Annotated in this window: 24 protein-coding genes and 1 pseudogene; 12 read left to right on the forward strand and 13 right to left on the reverse strand. The window is 69.3% G+C overall.

Annotated elements, in window-relative coordinates; all coding sequences use genetic code 11:
* Positions 1–76 precede the first annotated feature (76 nt).
* Genes BLU81_RS17845 through BLU81_RS17855 form a run of 3 tightly spaced genes read right to left on the reverse strand, consistent with a single transcriptional unit; the run spans position 77 to position 3791 of the window.
* On the reverse strand, positions 77–1528 hold the full coding sequence (locus BLU81_RS17845; protein ID WP_092545710.1) for a GntP family permease: 1452 nt from the start codon (positions 1526–1528) through the stop codon (positions 77–79).
* A gap of 10 nt (positions 1529–1538) precedes the next feature.
* A complete protein-coding gene (locus tag BLU81_RS17850; RefSeq protein WP_092545711.1) occupies positions 1539–3062 on the reverse strand; it encodes an alpha/beta hydrolase in 1524 nt (507 codons plus the stop codon).
* Positions 3063–3119: 57 nt separating this feature from the next.
* Positions 3120–3791 carry an SDR family oxidoreductase gene (locus BLU81_RS17855; RefSeq protein WP_092545712.1) on the reverse strand — a complete coding sequence of 224 codons (672 nt, stop codon included), beginning with the start codon at positions 3789–3791 and terminating at the stop codon, positions 3120–3122.
* Between the two features lie 72 nt (positions 3792–3863).
* On the opposite strand from BLU81_RS17855, the gene BLU81_RS17860 reads away from it, so the two are divergent.
* Positions 3864–4430 carry a TetR family transcriptional regulator gene (locus tag BLU81_RS17860; RefSeq protein WP_092545713.1) on the forward strand — a complete coding sequence of 189 codons (567 nt, stop codon included), beginning with the start codon at positions 3864–3866 and terminating at the stop codon, positions 4428–4430.
* Here BLU81_RS17860 and BLU81_RS17865 read toward each other — a convergent pair.
* Both BLU81_RS17865 and BLU81_RS17870 read right to left on the reverse strand, forming a co-directional pair.
* Positions 4384–4998, reverse strand: a complete 615-nt coding sequence (locus BLU81_RS17865; RefSeq protein WP_092545714.1) for an acyl-CoA-like ligand-binding transcription factor — start codon at positions 4996–4998, stop codon at positions 4384–4386. The genes BLU81_RS17860 and BLU81_RS17865 overlap by 47 nt on opposite strands.
* A 59-nt stretch (positions 4999–5057) precedes the next feature.
* Complete coding sequence (locus BLU81_RS17870; RefSeq protein WP_092545715.1) at positions 5058–6533, reverse strand: DHA2 family efflux MFS transporter permease subunit; 1476 nt, start codon at positions 6531–6533, stop codon at positions 5058–5060.
* A 170-nt stretch (positions 6534–6703) separates the two neighbouring features.
* On the opposite strand from BLU81_RS17870, the gene BLU81_RS49235 reads away from it, so the two are divergent.
* Together BLU81_RS49235 and BLU81_RS17875 are read left to right on the forward strand one after the other, a co-directional pair.
* A complete protein-coding gene (locus BLU81_RS49235; RefSeq protein ID WP_172890570.1) occupies positions 6704–6862 on the forward strand; it encodes a hypothetical protein in 159 nt (52 codons plus the stop codon).
* Positions 6863–6865: 3 nt separating this feature from the next.
* Positions 6866–7684 (forward strand): PfkB family carbohydrate kinase, encoded by an 819-nt coding sequence (locus BLU81_RS17875; protein WP_092545716.1) that lies wholly within the window; start codon positions 6866–6868, stop codon positions 7682–7684.
* A gap of 71 nt (positions 7685–7755) precedes the next feature.
* Here the strand turns inward: BLU81_RS17875 and htpG are convergent, their stop codons facing one another.
* The 4 genes from htpG to BLU81_RS17895 form a co-directional block, all read right to left on the reverse strand.
* A complete protein-coding gene (htpG, locus tag BLU81_RS17880) occupies positions 7756–9591 on the reverse strand; it encodes a molecular chaperone HtpG (RefSeq protein WP_197686274.1) in 1836 nt (611 codons plus the stop codon).
* Positions 9592–9704: 113 nt separating this feature from the next.
* Positions 9705–10616: an endonuclease/exonuclease/phosphatase family protein gene (locus BLU81_RS17885; RefSeq protein WP_231954620.1), complete on the reverse strand. Its 912-nt coding sequence runs from the start codon at positions 10614–10616 to the stop codon at positions 9705–9707.
* Positions 10617–10654: 38 nt separating this feature from the next.
* A complete protein-coding gene (locus BLU81_RS17890) occupies positions 10655–11551 on the reverse strand; it encodes an alpha/beta fold hydrolase (protein WP_231954621.1) in 897 nt (298 codons plus the stop codon).
* A 105-nt stretch (positions 11552–11656) separates the two neighbouring features.
* The gene (locus BLU81_RS17895; RefSeq protein ID WP_092557258.1) at positions 11657–12019 is read right to left on the reverse strand and encodes a hypothetical protein; all 363 of its coding nucleotides are present in this window, start codon (positions 12017–12019) and stop codon (positions 11657–11659) included.
* A 163-nt stretch (positions 12020–12182) separates the two neighbouring features.
* On the opposite strand from BLU81_RS17895, the gene BLU81_RS17900 reads away from it, so the two are divergent.
* Complete coding sequence (locus BLU81_RS17900) at positions 12183–12464, forward strand: hypothetical protein (RefSeq protein WP_092545717.1); 282 nt, start codon at positions 12183–12185, stop codon at positions 12462–12464.
* 3 nt (positions 12465–12467) lie between these two features.
* On the opposite strand, the gene BLU81_RS17905 is transcribed toward BLU81_RS17900, so the two are convergent.
* Complete coding sequence (locus BLU81_RS17905; RefSeq protein ID WP_172890571.1) at positions 12468–13235, reverse strand: CDP-alcohol phosphatidyltransferase family protein; 768 nt, start codon at positions 13233–13235, stop codon at positions 12468–12470.
* Between the two features lie 84 nt (positions 13236–13319).
* Between BLU81_RS17905 and BLU81_RS17910 the strand changes: the two genes are divergently transcribed.
* From BLU81_RS17910 to BLU81_RS17930, 5 genes and pseudogenes are all read left to right on the forward strand, one after another.
* Positions 13320–14282: a zinc-dependent alcohol dehydrogenase gene (locus BLU81_RS17910; protein ID WP_172890572.1), complete on the forward strand. Its 963-nt coding sequence runs from the start codon at positions 13320–13322 to the stop codon at positions 14280–14282.
* Between the two features lie 57 nt (positions 14283–14339).
* Positions 14340–14738, forward strand: coding sequence for a 6-pyruvoyl trahydropterin synthase family protein (locus tag BLU81_RS17915; RefSeq protein WP_092545718.1), 399 nt, complete (start codon positions 14340–14342; stop codon positions 14736–14738).
* Positions 14735–15736 (forward strand): annotated as a pseudogene (locus BLU81_RS17920) (glycosyltransferase family 4 protein); the annotation flags it as partial. The gene BLU81_RS17915 and the pseudogene BLU81_RS17920, both read left to right, overlap by 4 nt.
* A 252-nt stretch (positions 15737–15988) precedes the next feature.
* Positions 15989–16726 carry a class I SAM-dependent methyltransferase gene (locus BLU81_RS17925; protein ID WP_231954784.1) on the forward strand — a complete coding sequence of 246 codons (738 nt, stop codon included), beginning with the start codon at positions 15989–15991 and terminating at the stop codon, positions 16724–16726.
* A 57-nt stretch (positions 16727–16783) separates the two neighbouring features.
* Positions 16784–17890 (forward strand): lysylphosphatidylglycerol synthase transmembrane domain-containing protein, encoded by a 1107-nt coding sequence (locus BLU81_RS17930; protein WP_092545719.1) that lies wholly within the window; start codon positions 16784–16786, stop codon positions 17888–17890.
* On the opposite strand, the gene BLU81_RS17935 is transcribed toward BLU81_RS17930, so the two are convergent.
* Positions 17866–18576 (reverse strand): RibD family protein, encoded by a 711-nt coding sequence (locus tag BLU81_RS17935; protein ID WP_092545720.1) that lies wholly within the window; start codon positions 18574–18576, stop codon positions 17866–17868. The two genes, BLU81_RS17930 and BLU81_RS17935, sit on opposite strands and share 25 nt — an antisense overlap.
* A 113-nt stretch (positions 18577–18689) precedes the next feature.
* Here BLU81_RS17935 and BLU81_RS17940 point away from each other — a divergent pair, with 113 nt between their 5' ends.
* Entirely contained in the window at positions 18690–19358 is a 669-nt protein-coding gene (locus BLU81_RS17940; RefSeq protein WP_092545721.1) for a GTP cyclohydrolase II, read from the forward strand.
* 69 nt (positions 19359–19427) lie between these two features.
* Positions 19428–21557: a DNA helicase RecQ gene (gene recQ / locus BLU81_RS17945; RefSeq protein WP_231954622.1), complete on the forward strand. Its 2130-nt coding sequence runs from the start codon at positions 19428–19430 to the stop codon at positions 21555–21557.
* A 148-nt stretch (positions 21558–21705) separates the two neighbouring features.
* On the opposite strand, the gene BLU81_RS17950 is transcribed toward recQ, so the two are convergent.
* The gene (locus BLU81_RS17950; protein ID WP_231954785.1) at positions 21706–22383 is read right to left on the reverse strand and encodes a YceI family protein; all 678 of its coding nucleotides are present in this window, start codon (positions 22381–22383) and stop codon (positions 21706–21708) included.
* A 418-nt stretch (positions 22384–22801) separates the two neighbouring features.
* Here BLU81_RS17950 and BLU81_RS17955 point away from each other — a divergent pair, with 418 nt between their 5' ends.
* Positions 22802–23215: a DUF4259 domain-containing protein gene (locus tag BLU81_RS17955; protein WP_092545723.1), complete on the forward strand. Its 414-nt coding sequence runs from the start codon at positions 22802–22804 to the stop codon at positions 23213–23215.
* A gap of 58 nt (positions 23216–23273) precedes the next feature.
* Here the strand turns inward: BLU81_RS17955 and BLU81_RS17960 are convergent, their stop codons facing one another.
* Positions 23274–23678, reverse strand: a complete 405-nt coding sequence (locus tag BLU81_RS17960; protein WP_092545724.1) for a VOC family protein — start codon at positions 23676–23678, stop codon at positions 23274–23276.
* Between the last annotated feature and the right edge of the window lie 141 nt (positions 23679–23819).

Here is a 23819-nt window from a genome sequence, read left to right on the forward strand (position 1 = left end):
CCCGGCGGCCGCGCGTCGGCCTGGTGTCGCGCCCGTCTCGCGGGGACGAGGCGGGGCCGTCGACGAACGTACGAGATCAAAGGAACAAGGAGAGGAGCATGACGCAAGCGAATCCGACCACCGAGATGATCGTCTCCATGACCGACCAGGTCTTGATGGTCTGGCCGACAGTCATCCCGAAGTATTCCTTGACCAGCCAGAAGCCGGCGTCGTTGACGTGCGAGAAGAACAGCGAGCCGGCGCCGATCGCCAAGGCCAGCAGGGAGACCTCGGGGCGGTCCAGGGTGGTGGCGAGCGGGGCCACGATGCCGGCCGCGGTGATGGTGGCGACGGTGGCGGAGCCGGTGGCCACCCGGATGCCCACCGCGATCAGGAAGCCCAGGACCAGGGCGTTCATGTTGGCGTCCTGAGCGGCGCCGGCGATCACGTTGCCGACGCCCGCGTCTACCAGGACCTGTTTGAAGCCGCCGCCGGCCGCGACGATCAGCAGGATGCCGGCGATCGGCGGGAGGGCGCCGCCCAGTACCGCGTTGGTCTCCTTACGGTTGAAACCGGCTCGGCGGCCCAGCGCCCACATCGCCACGAAGACGCCGGCCAGCAGGGCCACCACCGGCTCGCCGATGACTTCCAGGATGTCGCGGGCGGTGGCGCCTTCGGGGAGGAAGATCTCGGCGATGCCGCGGGCGAGCATCAGGACCACCGGGAGCAGGACGGTCAGGACCGCGGCCCAGAAGCCGGGGTTGCGGCGCGGGCCGAGCTGAGCGTCGACGGACTCGCCGGGAGCGACCGGGTCGGCGATGTCGTCCCGATCGACGAAGTCGCGGCCCGCCGAAGGGAGTTCGGCGGCCGGTTCGTTGCGGGAAGAGCCGGCCAGAGCGGGCACCGGCAGGGGGACTCGCTTGGCGATGAAGTTGCCGAAGACCGGGCCGGCGATGATCACCGTCGGGATGGCGCAGGCCAGGCCGAGCATCAGGGTGAGACCGAGGTCCGCCTGCAGGCTTTCGATGGCGACCAGCGGGCCGGGGTGCGGCGGGACCAGGCCGTGCAGAACCGACAGGCCGGCCAGTGCGGGAATGCCGAGGCGCAGCAGACCGACGTCGGTACGCCGGGCCACCAGCAGCACGATCGGCACCAGCAGGACGACGCCGACCTCGAAGAACAGTGGCAGTCCGATCAGGGCGGCCACCCCGGCCATCGCCCACGGCAGGGCCGCTCCGGAGACGCTGTTGACGATCCGGTTGACGATGCCGTCGGCGCCGCCGGATTCGGCGAGCAGCGCGCCGACCATGGAACCGAGTGCGATCAGGACGCCGACACCACCGGCCGTGGTGCCGAGGCCGGTGGTGAACGATTCGACGGTGTCCGCCGGGGCGGCGCCCGCGGCCAGGCCGAGGACGGCGGCTCCGGTGATCAGGGCCAGGAACGGATGCCATTTGGCCCACGCGATGAGCAGGACCACGGCCGCGATGCCGAGCACCGCCGCTAGGACGAGCTGGGCGGTGCCGGCATCGGTGATGGTCTCCGTCATGCGGCCGCGTTTACCCCTCGGTGACACCTCTCAATCCCGGGGTGAGCGGGTACTGGGTGCCTGACTTGGCGGTGAGCGATGACGGTGACGTCGGGAAGACCGCCGGGCAGTGGCTGCCTTTGGCGGGAGTGCGCCGTTCGACCAGGTAGGTGTCGATCGCGGCCTGGGCGCACGGGCTGAGCCAGTAGGTGCCGTGGCCGACGCCGTCGTAGGTGAGGAAGGTGGCGCTGGGCAACTGACTCGCCAGGCTCTGACCCCACTGGTAGGGGGTGGCGACGTCGTAGCGGCTGTTGGACAGCAGGATCGGCGGCAGTTTCGGCGACGCCTTGAGCTTGTGCGGCGGGTTGGTGACGCGGTACGGCCAGTTCTGACAGCCGGTCAGGTCGGTCCACGCGAGCGGGTTGAGTCTGGTGTGCGGCGCGAGCCTGTTCTGGGCCTTCTCCAGGGCGCGCAACTGGGCGTAGGAGCCCAGTTCGAAGCGGAAGTCCGAGCACATCACCGGCAGGTAGCCGTTAGGGACGGGCTCGCCCCGCTTACTACGGGCGGAGTCGGTGTCGCCGCCCACCCAGAGCAGGTCCTCGGCCAGGAAGAACCAGCCGGCCGGGTCGTAGAGGTAGCCGAAGATCAGGTTGAGTAGTTCCTCGGGCTTGACCTGCCAGCCGTCCACCACGAGGTCACCGTCTTCGGCCCGCGCGTACAGCGCGTCGTAGTAGGCCAGCGCCCCCTCGTCGTGCAGCGCGCAGGCGGCGGTGCGATCACACCAGGCGGTGAACTGGAGGAACGAGTCCTCCATCGCGAGTGTCTCCCACTTCTGGTAGCTCGCGATGTTCTGCGCGTGATCCATGTTCGAGTCGAGGGTCATCGCGCGGATCCGGCCGGGGAACAGCTCGGCGTACTGCTGGCCGATCATGGTGCCGTACGAGACGCCGTAGTAGCTGATCTTCGGCACGCCGAGACCGGCCCGGATGGCGTCCATGTCGCGGGCCACGCTCGCGGTGTCGGCGAACTTCACCAGCGGACCGGACAGGGCGCTGCACGTCTGCACCAGGGCCCGGTTGGCCTCGCGCAGGGCGCTGAACTCGGCTCCGCTCTTCGGGTAGAGCAGAGCCGACTGCGCGATGATCGCGTCGAGATCACAGTTGATCACGTTGCTGCGGGCCTGGCCACGAGGGTCGAAGCCGATGATGTCGAAACGGTCGGTGATCGCGGTCGAGAAGGCGTCGGCGGCTCCGTAGGCGAAGTTCACCCCGGATCCACCGGGCCCGCCCGGGTTGATCAGCAGCGGGCCGAGGCTGCGGGCCTGGTCGGTGGCGGGCAGTTTGGCCAGGGCGATGGTGACGGTCGAGCCGTTCGTTTTCGACCAGTCGACCGGCACGTCGATCTCGGCGCAGACGACCCGTTCCGGGGCCTCGTCGGCGGGATCACACGGACCCCACGCGATCGTCGGCGCCGGCCGGGGCGTCTGCGCGGTGGCGGGTTGCGGCAGGGCGAGGAGCATCAGCGGTACGGCGAGAAGTGCTGCGGTGCGTCGCACGGGCAAACCTCACGGGTCGGCAACAGTGACCCGCCCATTCAAGACCGACGATGCAACCTATGTCGACAGTCCGGCCTTGACGGTGGCGCTCACCTCGTCGCCGAGCACCTCGGCGTCGCCCCGCTCGACCGCCTCGAGGGCGAGTCGCGCGACCACCGCCGGGTCGGCTTTGCGGTCCGCCGGGACGTCGGCGGCCATGTCGGTGTCCATGAAGCCGACGTGCAGACCGGTGACCGCGATACCGCTGGGTGCGAGCAGTTCCCGGCTGGCGTTGGTGAGCGCCCAGGCCGCTGCCTTGGCCGCCGAGTAGGAGCCGAACGGGCCCGGGTGCAGCCAGGACAGCGCGGACAGCACGTTGAGCACCGCTCCCCCGCCGTTGGCCGCGAGGACCGGCGCGAACTCCCGGGTGAGCAGGAGCGGCCCGAAGTAGTTGGTCTCCATGTCGCGCCGGATCCCGGCCAGGTCGCCGTCGATCAACGACTCCCCGGCGGAGATGCCGGCGTTGTTGATCAGCAGGGTGGCGTCGGCGGCGGTCGCCGCGGCTTTGGCGATCGACTCGGGGTCGGTGACGTCGAGTGCGAGCGGGATCGCGCCGGGCAGGTCGACCGAGTGCGGGTCGCGGGCGGCGGCGTAGACCTTGGCGCCGCGTTCGAGCAGCTGGGCGGCGAGGTGGCGGCCGAATCCACGGTTGGCTCCGGTGACCACGGCGACTGCGTTGGTGAGTTCCATGCAATTTAGATTACGTACGTCATCTAAAAAGCGCCAGGTAATAGATGACACACCTCATCTATAGTCGACGGCATGGGACGGGTGTCGCAGGCGCAGGCCGCACAGAACAGGGACCGGATCGTCGCCATCGCGGCCCGGCTCTTCCGCGAGCGGGGCATCGGCGCGGTCAGCGTCGCCGACGTGATGGCCGAGGCCGGGCTCACCCACGGCGGGTTCTACCGGCACTTCGCCTCGAAGGACGCGCTGGTCGCCGAGGCGGTGACACTGGCCTTCACCCGATCGGCCGGGGTGATCCTCGACGACTACCTGTCGGCGGCGCACCGCGACGACCCCGGTGGCGGCTGCCCGACCGCAGGATTCGGCGGCGACGTGGCGAAGGAACTGGGTGGAGACGCGACGCGGGCGGCGTACGCGCAAGGGGTCGAAGGTTTCGCCCGCGCGCTCGGCACCGGCGGCGACCCGGACCTGGTCGCCCTCAGCACCATGGTCGGCGCCCTGATCCTGTCCCGGGCGACCGCCGGGACCGACCTGTCCGACCGGATTCTGGCCGCGGCCCGCACCGCCCTGGAACCGGCGCCCCTGGAACCGGCGGTCAGTCCGGTGGCCGGCTCAGCGGCAGGCCCTGCTGGAGCAGCGTGAGCGCCTGCTCGATGCGCTGGATGTCGGCGGGGTTGACGACCTCGACCGGCCCTCGGCGGGCCGGCAGCACGGACAGCATCGCGCCGACCGCCGCCCCCGCCGTCACCCGGGCCGAGAAGTCGTCGGCCGGCAGCCCGGCCCGCTCGGCGAGCACGTCGGCGACCAGGTCGATGGCATCGGTCATCTGGTGCAGCATCCGGGCTCGCAGTTCCGGGACACTGAACAGCAGCGCCTGCCGGCGCCGCTCGAACTCCCACGTCTGCGGCTCCATCTCGGCGAACACCGTGCGCAGCGCCCGCAGGATCGCCTCGATCGGCGGCACGTCGGCGGGCTGCGTGCGGATGCCCTGAATCAGCACCGAGTCCACGTCGTCGACCAGGATCACGTCCTCCTTGGCCGGGAAGTAGCGGAAGAACGTGCTCGGCGAGACCTCGGCCGCCTCCGCGATCTGCTCCACGGTGGTCGCGGTGAACCCCTGCTCCTCGAACAGGCGCATCGCGTTCTCGCGGATGGCGGCCCGGGTCTTCGCCTTCTTCCGTTCGCGCAGGCTGGTCGGGGGTGCGCTCATGGCACCTCACGCAAGCTGATCAGGGATGCGCTCATGGCACCGATTCTGCCAGCACCGATTCATTCCGCCGCCGTCGCGGCCTTCCCCGGCAGCACGGTCAGGGCGAGGACCACCCCGGCTGCCGCCACCGCGCCGGCGACCGTCAGCGACACGTCCATACCGTGGGTGAACGCCGCCCGCACCGCGTCGAGCACCGCCGGGCTGCCGGCCCGCGCGACTCCCGACGCGACACTGTCCCGGACCTCCGGCGGCAATCCTGCCCCGTCGGCACTGTCGCGGTAGGCGGCGTTCAGCACCATGCCGAGCACGGCCACCCCGATCGCGGCGCCGACCTGCCGGATCGCCTGGATCAGCGCGTTGCCGGCCCCGCTGCGCTCCGCGCCGAGAGTGCTGATCGTGACGTTCATCGAGGTCGGCAGGGTGAGGCCGAGCCCGATCCCGGTCACCGTGATCCAGACTGCGAGCCATCTGTAGCCGGTCTCGACGGTGGTGGTCGCCGCCCCGGTGAACAGGCTCCCGGCGATCAGCGCGAGACCGGCGGCGATCACCGCCCGGGCCCCGAACCGCGCGGCCAGCTTCTCCCCGGTCCGGGCTCCGATCATCAGGCCGCCGATGATCGGCAGCAGGCGCAGGCCGGTCCCGAACGCATCCGCCCCACCGACCGCCTGGAAGAACTGCGGCAGCGCGAACAGCAGGCCGAAGAAGGCGAACCCGGCGATCGTGGCGAGCAGGGTACCCCCGGCGAACGACCGGTTCCGGAACAGCGCCAGGTCGATCAGCGGCGCGGCGGCCCGCAACTGCCAGAGAACCAGCGCGCCGAGCGCGACCACCCCCAGGACGATGGTCGCCAGGGCGGGCCGGTCACTCCAGCCCTTCTCACCGGCTTCGATGATTCCGTACGTCAGCGCGACCAGTCCGGTGGCCGACAGCAGGATGCCGGGCACGTCGAATCGGCGCCGCCGGTCCCCGTAGGACTCGGTCATCAGCACCGCCACCGCGATCAGCCCCAGTCCGACGATCGGCAGGTTGATCAGGAACACCGATCCCCAGTGGAAGTGATCCAGCAGCCAACCACCGAGCAGCGGCCCCAGCGGAATGCCGAGCGAGTTCGCGGTGATCCAGATGGTGAGCGCCCGGGGCCGTTCCCGGTCGTCGAAGAGCACGGTGAGCACCGCCCCGATCAGCGACATGATGATCGCCGACCCCAGCCCGAGGGCCGCACGCGCCGCGACGAGTTGCTCGGCGGTTCCGGCCAGCGCACAGGCCGCCGACGCCACCCCGAAGATCACCAGAGCGACCAGCAGCAGCTTCTTCCGCCCGTACCGATCCCCCAGCATCCCGGCCGGCAGCAGCGTCGCGGCCAGCACCAACAGGTACGAGGTGGTGATCCACTGCAGGTCGGCGGTGCTGGCGCCGAGGTCCCCCGCGAGCGTCGGCAAAGCCACGCTGAGCACCGTGGTGTCCAGCCCGATCACCACCGTGCAGAGCGCCAGCGCAGCCAGCACCCACCACCGCCGCCGACCCGTTCCATCCATGACGTCTTGCTGAGAAGTAGCCATGTTTTGACAGTAACTTTCAAAAGCTATTCGCTGTCACATTGCTCAGCCGCATCTCAGGCGGCGAGCCGACCCACACCCCGTTGCGGCCCTGTGCCACGATCTTGGATGGCATTCCCGGACGGCGGCATGTGGAGGATCAGAACCCGATGAAGAAGGTCCTGGGCTGGATCCTGCTGTTCCTGCTCGTCTTCTGGATCGGCACCAATCCCGGCCCCGCCGCCGAGGTGGCCCGAGGCCTGGGCCAGGGCGTAGCCGACATCTTCCGCAACATCGGAACGTTCTTCACCGAACTGTTCAACGGCTGACCCGTGCGCCTGCTCTTCGTAGGCCTGGCCACAGTCGACCTGATCCAGCGGGTACCACGAGTCCCCGGCGTGAACGAGAAGATCCAGTCCGACTCGGTGACCATGGCCGCCGGCGGCCCAGCCACGAACGCCGCGATCACCGCCGCCGCCCTGGCACCCGACTACGACGTGGCCTTGATGAGCGCCGTCGGATCACACCCGCTAGGTGCCTTGATCAAGGCCGACCTGACAGCTCACGGCGTAACGCTGATAGACGCCACTCCCGATGCCACGGATCCCCCACCGGTCTCCGCAGTGACAGTGCTGTCCACAACCGGCGAACGAACCATCGTCAGCCACAACGCGGGCACCAGAGCTGTCCCCGTACCAGAAATGCCGGAAGCCGACCTGACGCTGGTAGACGGACACCATCCCGCGCTGGCCCGAGCCGCAGCCCGCACAGCCCGCCGCTTACTGGTCGACGCCGGAAGCTGGCGCCCCGTCTTCACCGAGATCTTCCCACTGGCCGAGGTGGTGGCCTGCTCAGCCGACTTCCGCCACCCGTCCGCCACCGCCCCGGCCCAGGCCATCGCCGCCCCTTACGTGGTGGTGACCCACGGCCCCGCCCCGGTCCAGTGGTTCACCGCAGAAGCCAAAGGCGAAGTCCCGGTCCCCCAGGTGAAGGCGGTGGACACCACGGGAGCCGGCGACGCTTTCCACGGCGCCCTAGCGGTAGCCCTGACCACAAAAGAGCTGCCGGAAGCCATCGCATACGCCGCCCACACAGCAGCCATCCGGGTATCCCACGCAGGCCCAAGAACCTGGCTGACCCACCTGAGGTAACAAAAGGTTTTGGGGCGGCGGTGGCCACCGCCGCCCCAAAACCGACCCCCGGCAAACCCGGAGGAAAAATATCAAACTGTCTGAGCAAGCCGATCAGCCAAAAGCTTGGCAAACCGAGCAGGATCCTCAAGATCCCCGCCCTCGGCAAGCAGAGCAGTCCCGTACAGAAGCTCAGCAGTGTCCGGCAGAGCGGAATCCTCAGCCCCCCGCTCGTGGGCGGCACGAAGACCGGACACCAGCGGATGGCTGGGGTTGAGTTCGAGGATCCGCTTGACCCGGGGCCCGTCCTGGCCCATCGCCCGGTACATCTTCTCCAGCGCCGGAGTGATGTCGTCGGAGTCGCTGACCAGGCAGGCGGCCGAGGTGGTCAGCCGGTGTGACAGCCGAACCTCCTTGACCTGCTCCTCCAGCTTCGTGCCGAGGAAGGAGAGCAGCGGACCGAAGTCGCCTTCAGGCTCCGGCTTCTCCTCGTCCTTGGGCAGATCGACGGACCCACGCGCGATGGACCGCAGCTTCTTGCCGTCGAACTCGGGAACCGCGTCGGTCCAGATCTCGTCGACCGGGTCGGTGAGGATCAGCACCTCGTACCCCTGGGCCTGGAACGCCTCCATGTGCGGCGAGTTCTCCACCTGGGAGCGGCTCTCGCCGGTCAGGTAGTAGATCTCCTCCTGCCCGTCCTTCATCCGTTCCACGTAGGCGGCGAGCGTCGTGGGCTCGGTCCCCTCGGTGGTGGCGAACGACGCGATCTCCAGGATCGGCTTGTGGTTGTCGGGCTCGGCGAGCAGACCCTCCTTGACGGCCCGGCCGAACTCGCGCCAGAACGTCGCGTACTTCTCCGGGTCACTGCCCATCAGTTCCTTGATGGTGGACAGCACCTTCTTGACCAGGCGACGCCGGATCATCTGGATGTGCCGGTCCTGCTGCAGGATCTCGCGGGAGATGTTCAACGACAGGTCGGCCGCGTCGACGACACCCTTGACGAAGCGCAGGTAGTCCGGGATCAGCTCTTTGCTGTCGTCCATGATGAAGACGCGCTTGACGTAGAGCTGCAGACCACGGCGGGCGTCCCGCTGGAACAGGTCGTGCGGGGCCCGCGACGGGATGAAGAGCAGCGCCTCGTACTCGAAGGTGCCCTCCGCCTTCATCGTGATGATCTCGAGCGGGTCGGACCAGTCGTGGCTGATGTGCCGGTAGAACTGGTGGTACTCCTCCTCGGTGACCTCGCTGCGCGGGCGCGCCCACAGTGCCTTCTGCGAGTTGAGGACCTCGTCACCGGCGCGGATCGGGAACGAGATGAAGTCGGAGTACCGCTTGACGATCTCCTTGATCTTCCACTCGTCGGCGTAATCGAAGAGGGCGTCGTCCTCGTCCTTGGGACGCAGGTACAGCGTCACCGTGGTCCCGACCGGCGCGTCCTCGGCGTCCTCGATCGTGTAGGTGCCGGCGCCCTCGGACTCCCAGCGGGTGCCGTGGCCCTCGGTGCCGGCCTTACGGGTCACCAGTGTGACCTTGTCAGCGACCATGAAGGTCGAATAGAAGCCGACGCCGAACTGGCCGATCAGCTCGGGGCTCTCCTTGGCCTCCTTGAGCTTGCCGAGCAGCTCCGCCGTGCCGGACTTGGCGATCGTGCCGATCAGCTCGACGACCTCTTCACGAGTCATGCCGATGCCGTTGTCACGAACGGTAAGTGTGCGTGCCTCGGCGTCGCTCTCGATCTCGATGTGCAGGTCGGAGGTGTCCGCCTCGAGGCCGTCCTGCAGCTTCGCCAGGCGCAGTTTGTCCAGCGCGTCGGAGGCGTTCGAGATGAGCTCACGCAGAAAGATGTCCTTGTTCGAATAGATCGAATGGACCATCAACTGCAGCAGCTGGCGCGCCTCTGCCTGGAACTCCAACGTCTCCATCGTCACCCGTCTCCATCATGTCCGGTGTACCTCCCCGATCGTAGGACGCCCGCCGGTGGGACCGGTCACCCGGCGTCGAACCACCCCTCGTCAGGGCCGGATATCCGCATTTTTCACGATCAAGAACCGCGCAGGTGGGCGACGATCGGGAGGTGGTCGCTGGCGGTGCGCCCGAGAGTGCGGACCGCGGTCACGGTCAGGCCGCGGGCCATCACGTGATCGATGCGGGCGATCGGGAGACGCGCCGGGAAGCTGAAGGCGAAGTCGGCGCCGGCGGTGGTCAGCAGCGCGGTGACCGGCTTCAGGCCACGGTCGGCGGCGGTGGCGTTCAGGTCGCCGAGCAGGATCACGCGTACGGCTGGATCGGCTTGTAGCGCGGTGCCCAGGCGGTCGGCGCTGTCGTCGCGGTTCGCCGAGCCGAGGCCGGACGGGCCGAGACGCACCGACGGCAGGTGGACGACGTAGACGGCGATGGCACCGTGCGGGGTGTGGGCCACGGCGCGCAGGCCACGGTTCCAGTCGGGGCCGAACGCGGCGGGCCGGATGTCCAGCGTGGCGGCCTCGGTGAGCGGATAGCGGGACCAGAGGGCGACGGTGCCGTACGCGACGTGGTGCGGTAAGTGGCCGGTGAACGCGGCGGCGTAGACCGGCAGTGCCTCCGGGGTGACCTCCTCGAGGGCCACCAGGCCGGGTTCGGCGGCGAGGAGCGCGCGCACGGTGCCCGCCGGGTCCGGATTCTCGTCGCTGGCGTTGTGCTGCACTGCGACCACGTCGTACGGGAGGTCGTCGTCCGGGATCAGGTGGCCGCCGAAGACCGTCAGCCAAGCGGCCAGCGGCAGCACCGTCGCGATCAGGACAGGCCGGGAGCGGCGCCGGACGGCGAGGGCGAGCAGCACGGGGACGGCCAGGCCGAGCCACGGCAGAACGGTCGGCAGCAGACTCCCGCCGGGGACGGCACGGTGGAACAGCAGGAGGACGGCCACCAGGACCGCGGCGGGCACGAGGAGGAGCCGGTCGAGGTTGGTGTCCACACCGCGCGATACTCGCAGAACCGATCAAGCCGCTCGGGTCAGGCGGCCAGGATCTCGTTCAGGACCTGGCCCCAGACGGCGCGGGGCGGGAACTCGTGGCCCACACCGTCCAGCCAGACCAGGCGGGCACCGGGGATGCTGCGGGCCAACTCCTCCGGATGGTCGGCGGGGAACCGCTGGTCCAAGGTGCCGTGCAGCACGACCGTCGGGGTCTCGATGGTGCGGAGCAGGTCGCGGATCGGGGGGCCGTAACCGGCGAGTTGATGGTTCAGCCGGGTGGCGGCCAAGTCGGCGGACCGGTCGAAGATGCGCTCGGCCAGCCGGCGCAGCTGCGATTCGCCGGGCGTGAACGGGCCGCCGCGGGCGCGGACCTCGTCGATCATGCGGGACACCGCGGACCGGCGGTTCGACCAGTCGGTCTCCTCGGTGGCCAGCCGGGCTTCCACCGTACCGACGCCGACTTTGATCTTCGAGGTCGAGACCGGGAGTGGGCCGCCCAGAGCGACCAGCGGGCTCTCCGGTGTGGGGGCGGCCAGCGGGCCGTCGACGGCCGCGGCGATCAGGGCGAGGCTGAGCACCCGGGACGGATAGTGCACGGCGATGCGCTGGGCCAGTGCGCTGCCGAAGGAGAAGCCGACCAGGTGCGCGGCTGGTAGGCGGAGGGCGTCCAGGACACCTACCGCGTCGTGCATGAGGTCGGCGGCCGAATAGTCGGGCGCACCGGCTGGGTAGGACGTGGAGCGGCCGGTGTCGCGATGGTCGTACCGGATCACGAAGCGGTTCCCGGCGGCCAGCCGTCTGCAGAACTCGTCGTCCCACCAGTCCATCGAGCTGGCATCCCCGGCCAACAGCAGCATCGGGGGCTCGGTGGGTTCGCCGAAGGTCTCCACGCACATCTCGATGCCGTTCACCGGCATCATCGTCTCGTGCACCACGCAGTCATTGTGGCCAGGCTCACTGACAACGAGGTTACGCCGACATCACATCGGATGACCGGCCCGCTGAGAAGTTCCGGCCATCCGATGGACGACGAGGTGCGGTCAGGCGGTCGTCACGGCCGCGGCCTGGCGGGCCTGGTTGCGGACCACACGGAGGGAGACCGCGGTCAGGCCCAGGGCGACGGCGAACAGGGTCAGGTGCAGGTAGGGGTTGGCGATCGGCACGAAGCCGATGATCGCGACCGGGATCTGGACGACCCCGATCAGAGCCGCGAGCAGCCAGCGACGGCCGCCGGCCCAGAGTAGAGCCGTCCACACCGGCGCGGACGCGACCAGCAGGGTCAGCCCGTCGAGGACCGTGTGCAGAGCGGGGTTGTGCACCGCGTTGTGGGCGAAAGCCTGGGCGGGCGCGGCGACCAGCAGGCCGGCGAGAACGAGGGCGAGGACGACGGCGGCACGACGCATGGGATCCTCCAGCGCAATCACAGGGTTGCTGCGAGTAATCAAAATAACACCATCAGGGTGCCTCACGTCTATTCATTCGCCCTGTCGATCATCACTCAGCGTTGTTGATCTCGGCCGAACGGCCCACTGGCCTACCTTGAGTGATCATGACTAACCTGCGTTGGTGCGTTTGATCGAGCTTGCCATGACCAGTGCCATCACCGTGAGTATCGGCGGTATTTCTTACGCTGCGTTAAACCCCAGGGAGTTGGAGTCGCGCGCCCAGACAGTCGCCGACCAGGCCACCTGCCGGACCGTGGACACCGCGATCGTCGGGTACCTGATGAACAACGGAGAGGAGCCGACCGCCATCAGTCAGCTGGACAGCTACGTGCGCGGTGACATCTCGAAGTACCGCATCGTGAACGGCATCGCCGACGGGCCCGGCTGCGCCGACCTGCGTTGAGGATCAGCGGGTGGCCAGGGCGCGCGCCCGCGGAGCCGGGCGACGGCTGCCGGCCACCTGGCGGACCCGGGACACCTGGTGGAGCCAGACGATGTCGCGGCCGAACGACCAGGTCAGACTCGCCAGGGCGACAGCCAGCGCGAACACCGCGAACGCGGTCGGCAGCAGGCCGCTGACCACGACGGCGAGCATCACACCCTGCTGAGCGGCGACGACCTTGCGGCTGAACTTCGGCGGCAGCGCGGCGTTCATCCACGGCAGCGCCCACGACGCGACCACGAACAGATAGCGGAAGGCGCCGATCGCGAGCGCCCACCAGCCGAACTCGATGGCGGCGGCACCACTGAGGACCAGGATCAGGAACGCGTCGACCTCCATGTCGAACCGCGCACCGAGCGCCGAGGTGGTGCCGGTGCGGCGGGCCACCTGGCCGTCGACCCCGTCCATGGCCAGGGCCACCGCGGCGACCGCGGCGATCAGCAACGGCGAGGCGTCCGAGCCGACGATCATCGCGGTGACTCCACCGGTGAGGATCGCCCGTCCGAGCGTGACCGAATTCGCCCAACCGAGCGTGGTCATGCCGGCACGATGTAACGCCACTTTCAGCAGCCCGCACAGAACGGCCCCGAAGACCACCCCGGCGAACCAGGCCCACGTGCTGAGACCGACAGTGAGCGCGAGGGTCGTCAGCAGGAGGAGCTGGGCGGTGAACCCGGCCAGCGGAGCCCTGGACTGGCTCATCGTGGTCGTGGCGGTACTGAAGGTCACCATTCCTCCTGCACGTAGGGTCTAGCTGCTGTCCCCGATCAACACGCTCTACGGGGAGTTTTGGTTCAGCTGTGGAAGGACGAATCCTTGGCGAAAGCGTTCTGGTTGACTTGCCCGGGAACCGGGGAACTACGCATCGAACAGGTGCCGGATCCCTCCGACGGTGAGGTGAGGGTCCGCACACTGCACTCCGGAGTGAGCCGCGGCACAGAGACTCTGGTGTTCCAGGGGCGGGTTCCGGAGAGCCAGTGGGCGGCCATGCGGGCGCCGTTCCAGGAGGGCGACTTCCCGGCGCCGGTGAAGTACGGATACCTCAACGTCGGAGTGGTCGAGGCCGGCGTACCGGAATTGATCGGGAAGACGGTCTTCTGCCTCTACCCGCATCAGACTCACTACGTGGTGCCGGCGTCGAGTGTGACCGTGGTGCCTTCGCAGGTGCCGGCCGCCCGGGCCGTGCTCGCCGGGACGGTGGAGACCGCGGTCAACGCCGTCTGGGACGCCGCGCCGCAGATCGGCGACCGGATCACTGTGGTCGGTGCGGGCATGGTGGGTGCTTCGGTGGCCGCGGTGCTGGCCGGCCTTCCGGCGACCGACGTCCAACTGATCGACGTCGATCCCACCCGGGCCGAGGTCGCCGCCGCTCTCGGGGTGGGGTTCGCCCATCCCGCCGAGGCCGCGGGTGACCGGGACATCGTGATCCACGCCAGCGCTACGGAGAGTGGGCTGACGACAAGCCTTCAACTTCTTCGATACGAGGGTACGGTCGTCGAGCTCAGTTGGTACGGAGATAACGCCGTTTCTGTGCCGTTGGGCGAATTCTTCCACTCGAAGCGGCTGACGATCCGGAGTTCGCAGGTGGGTGGCATCTCCCCGACCCGGCACCGGAGTTACGCCGCCCGCTTCCAAACCGCCCTGGAGCTGCTGAAAGACTCACGCTTCGACGCACTGATCACCGGGCACAGCGACTTCGACGAACTGCCGTCCCTGCTCCCGGCACTGTCCGACGGCAGTCTCAAGGCCCTCTGCCAGGTCATCGACTACCCGATTTGATCTTTCCGGGGCGGGTACCCGTAGTACGCCACGAACCACACATGAGGAGATGAGCTCTTGTTCAGCGTCACCGTCCGCGACCACATCATGATCGCGCACAGCTTCTCCGGCGATGTCTTCGGCCCGGCGCAGCGTCTGCACGGCGCCACGTTCGTCGTCGACGCCACGTTCCGCCGTCCGGAGCTGGACGACGACAACATCGTGGTGGACATCGGCCGCGCGAGCGAGCAGCTGCACACCATCTGCTCCGGGCTCAGTTACCGCAACCTCGACGACGATCCCGAGTTCACCGGGATCAACACGTCCACCGAGTTCCTGGCCAAGGTCATCACCGACCGGCTCGCGGTCCGCGCGCAGGCCGGCGAGCTGGGGCCCGGCGCGACCGGGCTGACCGGCATCTCGGTGACTCTGCACGAGTCGCACATCGCATGGGCGAGCTACGAGCGGACCCTGTGAGTCGTCCGCTGTACGCGGTGCTGCCGGGTGGTCTCGACGACCCGGCGGCACCGAGCGGCGGAAACCGGTACGACCGCGAGATCCTGCGACGGCTCCCCGCGGAGGAACACCTCCTGCCCGGCTCCTGGCCGCATCCCGGACCCGCGGCCCGGCGGGCGCTCACCGATCTTCTGACGGCGATCCCGGACGGTGCGGTCGCCCTGCTCGACGGACTGGTCGCCTGTGGTGTCCCGGAGATCCTGGAACCACACGCCGTCCGCCTGCGCCTGGCGATCCTGGTCCACCTGCCGCTCAGCGACGAGACCGGGCTGCCCGCCGACGTCGCCGCGGAGCTGCGCGGCCACGAGTTCCAGGCCCTGCACCTGGCCGCCGCAGTCATCGCCACCAGCACCCCCGCGGCTCGCCGCGTCGAGGAGTTGCACGCGCTCACCGGGGTGCACGCGATCCCGCCGGGAGTCGACCCGGCCCCGCCCGCGGTGCCCTCCCCCGGTGGTCATCGCTTCCTCAACGTCGCGTCGCTGACTCATCGCAAGGGCCAGGACGTCCTGCTGGCGGCGCTGACGCTCATCACCGATCCGGGCTGGACCTGCACCGTCGCCGGAGCCGGCGAACCCCCGGGACCCGCAGTGCCCGGCGTGCGGTTCGTGGGACCACTGGCCGGCGCCGCGCTCGACGACGCGTACGCGAACGCGGATCTCTTTGTTCTGCCGTCGCGGGCAGAGACCTACGGGATGGTGATCACCGAGGCGCTGGCACGGGGCATTCCGGTGGTGGCCAGCGACGTCGGAGGTGTGCCGGAAGCGCTCGGCGCGGCGCCCGGCGGCGGGATCCCCGGCCGTCTGGTTCCGCCGGACGATCCGGACGCCCTGGCCGGAGCCCTGCGCGACTGGCTCACCGGCCCGGAACTGCGCGATCGCTGGCGGGCCGACGCGCTGGCCCGCCGCGAGACACTGACCGGTTGGGACGAGACCGCCCGCCTGCTGGGCGAAGTCCTGCAAACATTGGTCGCTGACGTGTCGCACCGCGACAACGACGCCGAGGAGGCACACATGACCGAGGTGCACGGCAAGATCGAGACCATGCCGGCCGACGACCTGTTCACCGGCGCCGGACGGCTCAGCGGTCCGCTGCCGGGGGCGGGCCCGGTCCCGGCTGCGGCCGCCCGCGGGGAGCTCGGGACGTTCAGCGAGACCGGTCCGGCACCCGGGACCACCGGCGACGACACCAACGGCGAGTTCAGCGCCACCTGGCTGGGCCTGCGGGAACCCGCCGACGCCGCCGCCCGTTCCCTGGAGCTGGTCGAGCAACTGCCCGACGAGGTGCGGACCGTCCGGGACCTGGGTTGCGGCACCGGTTCGCTGGGGCGCTGGCTCACTGGGCACCTGTCCGGCCCGCAGCACTGGATCATGACGGACCGGGATCCGGAGCTGCTGCTGCGCGCGGCGGCGGGCATGCCGGCCGGTGTGACGGTGAGCACCCAGCGGATGGACGTCGCCGACCTCACCGCCGCCGATCTGGCCGGCACCGACCTGATCACCTGTTCGGCGCTGCTGGACCTGCTGACCGCCGAAGAGGTGCGCAGACTGGCCGCGGTGTGTGCAGAGGCGAAGACGGCGGTGCTGTTCACCCTCTCGGTGACCGGTGAGGTGCAACTGGCCCCGGACGACCCCCTCGATGCCGAGGTCGAGGCCGCTTTCAACACTCACCAGCGGCGCGAGGAAGGTGGACGGCGCCTGCTCGGGCCGGACGCCCCCGGTGTCGCGGCGGCGGCTTTCGAGGAGGTCGGGGCCCGGGTGATCGTTCGGCCGAGTCCCTGGCGTCTGGGTCCGGCGAGCCCGGCACTGACCGCCGAGTGGCTGCGCGGCTGGGTCGGCGCGGCCCGCGAGGAGCGCCCTGACCTCGATCTCGACGAATATCTGACCCGGCGTCTGGGTACTCTTCCGCATGCCTCGGTGGGACACCAGGATGTTTTAGCGATCTTCGAGTGAACCCTGGAAGACCGGTTGGGCGTACTAGTCCTCGAGAGCTACGAGGGGACTACGGACGTGAACCGATCGATCTGGGCCTGGCTGCGACTGCTGGGTGGCGCCGCGATCCTGGCGCTGGTGCTCTGGCGCCTCGGGACCGGCGCGTTTGTCGACGGGCTGCGGGTGCTGGACATGAGCACGCTGGTGGCGGCGCTGGGGATCGGCGCCGCGACCACGGTGCTGAGCGCGTGGCGGTGGTGCCTGGTGGCCCGAGGCCTGGGTATGCGGCTGACGCTGAAGGACGCGACGGCCGACTACTACCAGGCGCTGTTCCTGAACGCGGCACTGCCGGGCGGGATCCTCGGCGACGTCGGGCGGGCCGTCCGGCACGGCAAGGACGAGGGTGACCTGGGCCGTGGGGTGCGGGCGGTCGTGCTGGAGCGGACCGCGGGGCAGCTCGTGCTCCTGCTGGTCGGCGCGGCGGTGCTGTTCTCCGTACCCTCGCCGGTCCTTGATCTGCTGAAGGCGCACGGACCGCTGGTCGCGGCGGTGACCGCAAGCATCGCCGCAGCAGGCGTCCTGGTTCTGTTCGTCGTGCGGAAGCTTCGGGGCGGGCACTCGAAGGCGGCGGGCGCGGCCCGGACCGGGCTGGCGGAGATCCGTTCCGGTCTGCTGTCGCGGCGCAGCGGCCCCGGTGTGCTGCTGGCGTCGGCGGCGGTGCTGGCCGGGCATCTGGCGACGTTCCTGGTGGCGGCGAAGGCGGCCGGGAGCGTGGCGACCGTTCTGGAGCTGGCCCCGTTGCTGCTGCTGGCGCTGATCGCGATGGGCCTGCCGGTCAACATCGGCGGCTGGGGGCCGCGCGAGGGCGTGATGGCCTGGGCGTTCGGCGCGGCCGGCTTGAGCGCGGCGCAGGGCCTGACGATCGCGGTGGCTTACGGCATTCTGGCCTTCGTCGCGGCGGCCCCGGGTGCGGCGATTCTTGTCGTACGAATGATCGCGAACCGTCGAACGTCGGCCCTTATCGTGGCGCCCGTTCCGGCCCCTATGGTGGCGCCCGTTCCGGCCCTTACCGCGGCACCCGCACCGGCCGTTTTCGTGTCGCCCGCACCGGCCGTGGCCGCGCTTCCGGTCATCGTGCCGCTTCAGGTGCGGCAGCCCGCTTACTCCGGTGGAGTCGCGGCTTGACGTTCGAACCGCTCGGACAAGGCGTAGCGCAGCAGCACGACGTCACCGATCTGGCGGACCTCGGCGAGGGTGGCCCGATCACCGGGCCCCCACGGGAAGACCCCGTCGTGGACGAAACGCGGCGCCCGCGGGTCACCGACGAAGAACGGTGCGACCACCAGCTGCAACTCGTCGGCGAGCCCCGCCGTGAGGAACTGGGTGTGCATCTGCCCGCCGCCCTCGACCATGAGCTTGCGCACCCCTCGCGCGCTCAGGTCGGTGGCGATCAGGCGCACGTCGACCGGCTCGCCGCCGTCGACCACGGTGGCACGGTCACCGAGCAGCTTCCGGGTGCCGTCCACGGCCGTAGTCGAGCAGTAGACGAACCGGTCGGCCTCACCCGTGGTGAAGAACGACGCCTCCGGGTCGAGGTCACCGCGGCCGGTCACGGTGACCTTCACCGGATCGGGCGCCTCGCCGCGGGCGATCCGGGCGGCCCGGCGTGCGGCGGACCGGATCAGCAACCGCGGATTGTCCTGACGGATCGTGCCGGCACCGACCAGGATCGCGTCGCACTGCGCGCGGACCGCGTCGACCCGGTCGAAGTCCGCGTCGTTCGACAGGAGCAGCCGCTCCTCCGTCGCGTCGTCGAGATAACCGTCGATGGACATGCCACAGCTCAGCAGGATGTAAGGACGCTCAGCCACCGATGACTCCTCCCGAGATCGGACCTCACCATAATCCCCGTGTGCGGGGGCCGATCTCGGGGCAGTGGATGAACCGGTGCGCCGAGTTCGGCGGGAACCAACGAGGAGGACCGATGTTCGAAGCCCCGGCAGTTACGGCAGTCACCAAGGCCACCATCCGCCGGCAGGTGACCGTGCCGTTGCGTTTCCCGGACGGCTACGCGACCACGGCGCGGGTGATGACGTTCGACGGACTCGACGATGGCAAGGAGCATCTCGCGCTCGGCCTCGGTGACTGGCAACGGGCGCTCACCAAGTCGGCCGCGGGAGGCCGGGCTCCACTGGTCCGGCCGCACAGCGAATGCCTGACCGGTGACGTCTTCGGCAGTCAGCGCTGCGACTGCGGCCCGCAGCTGCGCGAGGCGGTGGAACGGATCACCGACCAGGGCGGCTTCCTGCTCTACCTGCGCCAGGAAGGGCGGGGCATCGGCCTGTACGCCAAACTGGACGCGTACGCGCTGCAGGACGACGGCCTGGACACCTATCAGGCGAACGTGGCGCTGGGCCGTGGCGAGGACGAGCGGGATTACACCGCCGCCGCGCAGATGCTGCTCGGCATCGGTGTGGACCGGGTGCGGCTGCTCACCAACAACCCGGACAAGGCCGGACAGCTCGCCGATCTGGGCATCGACGTGACCCAGCAGATCCCGACCGGGGTGCACCTGTCAGCGGCCAACGTGCGGTACCTGAGCGTGAAAGCGTCGCACACCGCGCACACGATCGACCTGCCTCTGGCGGAGTGACGTTCGACCGGCCGCCGTCATCCACAGGGCTTACGGCGGCCGCCCGAACGGCTCTCTAGACTTCGCGGGGTGACTGACGCCCCTCCGATCTCCGTGTCCAGTGCCACCGACGCTCTTAACCGTGTCTTCGGCTATCCGTCGTTCCGCGGGCAGCAGGGCGACATCGTCGATCACGTGATCGACGGTGGCGACGCGCTGGTGCTGATGCCGACCGGTGGCGGCAAGTCGCTGTGCTACCAGATCCCCGCGCTGGTGCGGCCAGGCACCGGGGTGGTGGTCTCGCCGCTGATCGCGCTGATGCAGGATCAGGTCGACGCTCTGCGGACGGTGGGGGTGCGAGCCGGCTTCCTCAACTCCTCGCAGGACCTCGACGAGCGGCGGGTCGTCGAGGCCGAGTTCCTGGCCGGCGAGCTGGACCTGCTCTACGTAGCACCGGAAGGCCTCGGCACGGCCGGAGTGCAGCGGCTCCTGGACCGCGGCAAGATCAGCCTGTTCGCGATCGACGAGGCGCACTGTGTCGCCCAGTGGGGGCACGACTTCCGGCCCGACTACCTGGCCCTGTCGATGCTGCACGAGCGCTGGCCCGACGTGCCCCGGATCGCGCTGACCGCCACCGCCACCCCGGCCACCCGCGACGAGATCGCCGAGCGGCTGCAGCTGACCGAGGCACGGCATTTCACGGCCAGTTTCGACCGCCCCAACATTCAGTACCGGATCGTCGGCAAGAACAGCCCGTCCCGGCAGCTCCTGGAGCTGCTGCGCAGCGAGCACGCCGGCGACTCCGGCATCGTCTACTGCCTGTCCCGGGCGTCAGTGGAGAAACACGCCGAGTTCCTCAGCCAGAACGGGATTCCCGCGCTGCCGTACCACGCTGGTCTCGACGCCCGGACCCGGTTCACCAACCAGTCCCGGTTCCTGCGCGAGGACGGCCTGGTCATGGTCGCGACCATCGCCTTCGGCATGGGCATCGACAAACCGGACGTGCGGTTCGTCGCCCACCTGGACCTGCCGAAATCCCTGGAGGGCTACTACCAGGAGACCGGCCGGGCCGGGCGCGACGGGCTGCCGTCGACGGCCTGGCTGGCGTACGGGCTGCAGGACGTCATGCAGCAGCGCAAGATGATCGAGAGCTCAGACGGGGACCTGGCGTTCCGGCGCAACGCCGGACAGCATCTGGAGGCGATGCTCGCCCTGTGCGAGAGCGTCACCTGCCGGCGGGCGCAGATCCTGTCGTATTTCGGCCAGCCCTCCGAGACCGCCTGCGGCAACTGCGACACGTGCCTGACCCCGCCGTCGTCGTGGGACGGGACGGTTCCCGCGCAGAAACTGCTGTCGACGGTGGTCCGGCTGCAGAAGGAGCGCGGGCAGAAGTTCGGGGCCGGGCAGTCGATCGACATCCTGCTCGGCAAGCGGACCGACAAGGTCAGCCGGTTCCGGCACGACGAACTGTCGGTCTTCGGGATCGGCGCCGACCTGAAAGAGACCGAGTGGCGGGGCGTCGTCCGGCAGCTTCTCGCCGGTGGGTTCCTCGCCGTCGAAGGGGAGTACGGGACGATCGCCCTCACCCCGCGCAGCGCGGAGATCCTCAAGGGTGAGCGGAAGGTGATGATGCGGCGGGAAGTGCCCTCGCCACGGACTTCCTCGTCCCGCTCCGGTTCGGCCACCGGCAAGCCCCCGGCTGCCGCTCCCGCCGACCTCTCGCCCGAGGGCGCGGACCTGTTCGAGCGGCTGCGAGCGTGGCGTGGAGCCACCGCCAAGGAGCAGAGCGTGCCCGCCTACGTCATCTTCCACGACGCCACGTTGCGGGCCATCGCGGCGCTGGCCCCGCAGACGCTGGACCAGTTGGGGACGGTGAGCGGAGTCGGTCAGAGCAAGCTGACCAAGTTCGGTGACCAGGTGCTGGCGACGGTCCGCGGCGAAGCCGTTCCGGAGTCCTCGGCTGAGGCGCCGGCGCTCCTGCCCAGTGCCGACCCGGCTCTTTCCACCAGGTCCGCCGTCCCTGCTTCGCCCGCGCGGTCGGCCGCCTCCGCCGCGCCCGCCCGGTCCGCAGCTCCGGCTCGGACCAGCCGTTCACAGGCGGCGGCCGCTGGGCCTTCCCGGTCAGGCCGTTCGCAGCCTGCGGTCGCCGGGCCGGACGATGCGATCCCGCTGCCGCCGGAGCCCGACTTCGACGAGGATTCGGGCGCCTACGAGTTCTGACACCCGCTGTTCACGGCCGGGATGGCCAGCGCTTTCCCGGCCGGCCGCGCCTTGCACGGCCGGTCCGGCCGCGCCTTCGCACGCCTGGTCTCCGGCTCTTCGCGCGGCCGGTCCGCGATGTGGCGGACCGGCCCGCCTTCGCCGAGGGTCAGGCGCTGCGGATCGCCTCACCGGCGATCTCGATGCGGATCTTCTTGCCGACCAGGACGCCACCGGCTTCCAGGACGACGTTCCAGACGAGGCCGAAAGCCTCCCGGTCGACTTCGGCGGAGGCAGAGAAGCCGAAGATCTCGCGATCGTACGGATCTCGCCGCGCCCCACCGAACTCCATGTGCATGTCGACCGGCCGGGTGACGCTCTTGACCGTCAACTGGCCGTTGATCACGAACCGGCCGGAGGCACGGGTGGCCGCCGGCGGCAGATCGGCGACGGTGCCGCGCCGACTGAGCGGATTGTTGCGCAGCCGCGCCCAGTTGAAGATCGGGTCGCTGTCGGCTTCCCAAGTGATCCCGGTACTGCGGTACTCCAGTGTGGGATAACGGCTGACGTCCAGAAAATCCGGACTCGACAGGTGCGCGTCCCGTTCCGGATTGTGAGTGTTGATGCTGTCCGCGCGAATGGACGCGCTGATCGACGACTGCAGCGGATCAGCTCCTACCGCTATCGTCGCCGCGCCTTTCGCGAATTCGCCCCGAACCGGGCTGACCATCATGTGCTGTGCCACGAAACCGATGCGTTTGTGGGCTTCGTCCAGGGCGTAGACCCCGGGATCCGGAATGATCAATCCTTGCCACTCACGGACCGGTCGTTCGACCGTCACGTAAATCTCCCCCTCGGCACCATCGTTGCCGCAACGCGGCACACGAGCCCCCCTGGCTCCGATGCTGATTGGTCGAGATTCTATGCAGGAGTCTGTTCGGACAGTCACCCCCGATAATGCAGCATGTGCCCGCCACCACAGTCGAGCCGACACTTCAAGATCGACCATTCACTACAAAACAGACGAGAGCCCACCGGGGGTCTGGGCCACCATGTCGTAATTGCTTCAACAATTCGGAAACGCGGCACAAAGCGGTCCACCCGTAGACGTCGGAAGACCGACACGCAAAGTAAGGACGTGCTTATGAACACTCCGTGTTCGGTGTCACCCCGATGAACCGTCCGGCGGTGCCGCACGATCCGGATTCACCGATGTGTGATCATTTCGTGGGTGCAACCACCCAGAAGCCACCGGAGGGACACGAATGGGCACCTGGGATTTCGGGCCGTTCGACAACGACAACGCCGCCGACTGGAGCGGAGAGCTTCAGGACGCGGGACCCGAACGGCGTGTCGCCCTCATCCGGCAGACCCTCAGTGAAGTGCTGCACCGCGGCGAATATCTGGACAGCGACCCCGCCAACCGGGCCGTGGCCGCCGCGGCAGTCGTCGCGTCCCTCCAGCCCAGCGGCAGCACCCTGACCACCGCGTACGCTCCCGACTTCCTGACCGGCGGCGGCACTCTCGACATCCCCGCCGACCTGCCGGCTCTCGCCCTGCGTGCCCTGGACCGGATCGTCGGCGACGACTCCGAATGGCGCGACACGTGGGAGGACGGCCTGCCCAAGGCGCTGGCCGCTCTCCGGCCGATCCGCGACGCCCTGGAATCCGACGAGTAGACCTCCTCGCCGTTGGTGGCCCGGGGCGCATTTCGCGCCCCGGCGCCGCAACAGTTGATCAGCCGCCGATGTTGACCATCCACGGGACGCCGAACCGGTCGGTGAGCTGGCCGAACTCGTCGCCCCACATCTGCTTCTCCAGGGGCACACTGATCTGCGCACCCGCGGACAGCGCCTCCCAGTAACCGCGCAGAAGATCACCGTCGTCGCCGCTCAGGCTCACCGTGATGTTGGTGCCCGGCTTGTACTCCATCCCGGGCGGGGTGTCGGACACCATCAGCGTGTAGCCCTGCTCGGTGTCCAGCTGACCGTGCATCACCAGGTCCTTGATCGCCGGCTCGGGCGCGCCGAACTCGCCGAACGTGTTGACCTTCAGCTCACCGCCGAGGACCGTGCGGTAGAACTCGACGGCCTCGCGGGCGTTGCCGTCGAACGACAGGTACGGGTTGAGGCGGGACGTCATGGCTAGCTCCATCGTCGTCGTTGACTCCGTCCCCTCGGACGCTAGACCCCACCTCCGACGTTTTCGGCCCGATCGGCCGGGCTCCACCCGCCCGGCGCTACCCGCCCCGCTCCGTTCCACGCGCCCGGCTCCACGCGCCCG

Source organism: Actinoplanes derwentensis (assembly GCF_900104725.1).
Classification (GTDB): domain Bacteria; phylum Actinomycetota; class Actinomycetes; order Mycobacteriales; family Micromonosporaceae; genus Actinoplanes; species Actinoplanes derwentensis.

Bases quoted from the DNA above. Each gene is read 5' to 3' on its own strand.
- BLU81_RS17845 (WP_092545710.1), bottom strand. From the start codon at position 1,528: ATGACGGAGACCATCACCGATGCCGGCACCGCCCAGCTCGTCCTAGCG.
- BLU81_RS17855 (WP_092545712.1), bottom strand. From the start codon at position 3,791: ATGGAACTCACCAACGCAGTCGCCGTGGTCACCGGAGCCAACCGTGGA.
- BLU81_RS17860 (WP_092545713.1), top strand. From the start codon at position 3,864: ATGGGACGGGTGTCGCAGGCGCAGGCCGCACAGAACAGGGACCGGATC.
- BLU81_RS17865 (WP_092545714.1), bottom strand. From the start codon at position 4,998: ATGAGCGCACCCCCGACCAGCCTGCGCGAACGGAAGAAGGCGAAGACC.
- BLU81_RS17870 (WP_092545715.1), bottom strand. From the start codon at position 6,533: ATGGATGGAACGGGTCGGCGGCGGTGGTGGGTGCTGGCTGCGCTGGCG.
- BLU81_RS49235 (WP_172890570.1), top strand. From the start codon at position 6,704: ATGAAGAAGGTCCTGGGCTGGATCCTGCTGTTCCTGCTCGTCTTCTGG.
- BLU81_RS17895 (WP_092557258.1), bottom strand. From the start codon at position 12,019: ATGCGTCGTGCCGCCGTCGTCCTCGCCCTCGTTCTCGCCGGCCTGCTG.
- BLU81_RS17905 (WP_172890571.1), bottom strand. From the start codon at position 13,235: ATGGTGACCTTCAGTACCGCCACGACCACGATGAGCCAGTCCAGGGCT.
- BLU81_RS17940 (WP_092545721.1), top strand. From the start codon at position 18,690: ATGTTCGAAGCCCCGGCAGTTACGGCAGTCACCAAGGCCACCATCCGC.
- BLU81_RS17955 (WP_092545723.1), top strand. From the start codon at position 22,802: ATGGGCACCTGGGATTTCGGGCCGTTCGACAACGACAACGCCGCCGAC.
- BLU81_RS17960 (WP_092545724.1), bottom strand. From the start codon at position 23,678: ATGACGTCCCGCCTCAACCCGTACCTGTCGTTCGACGGCAACGCCCGC.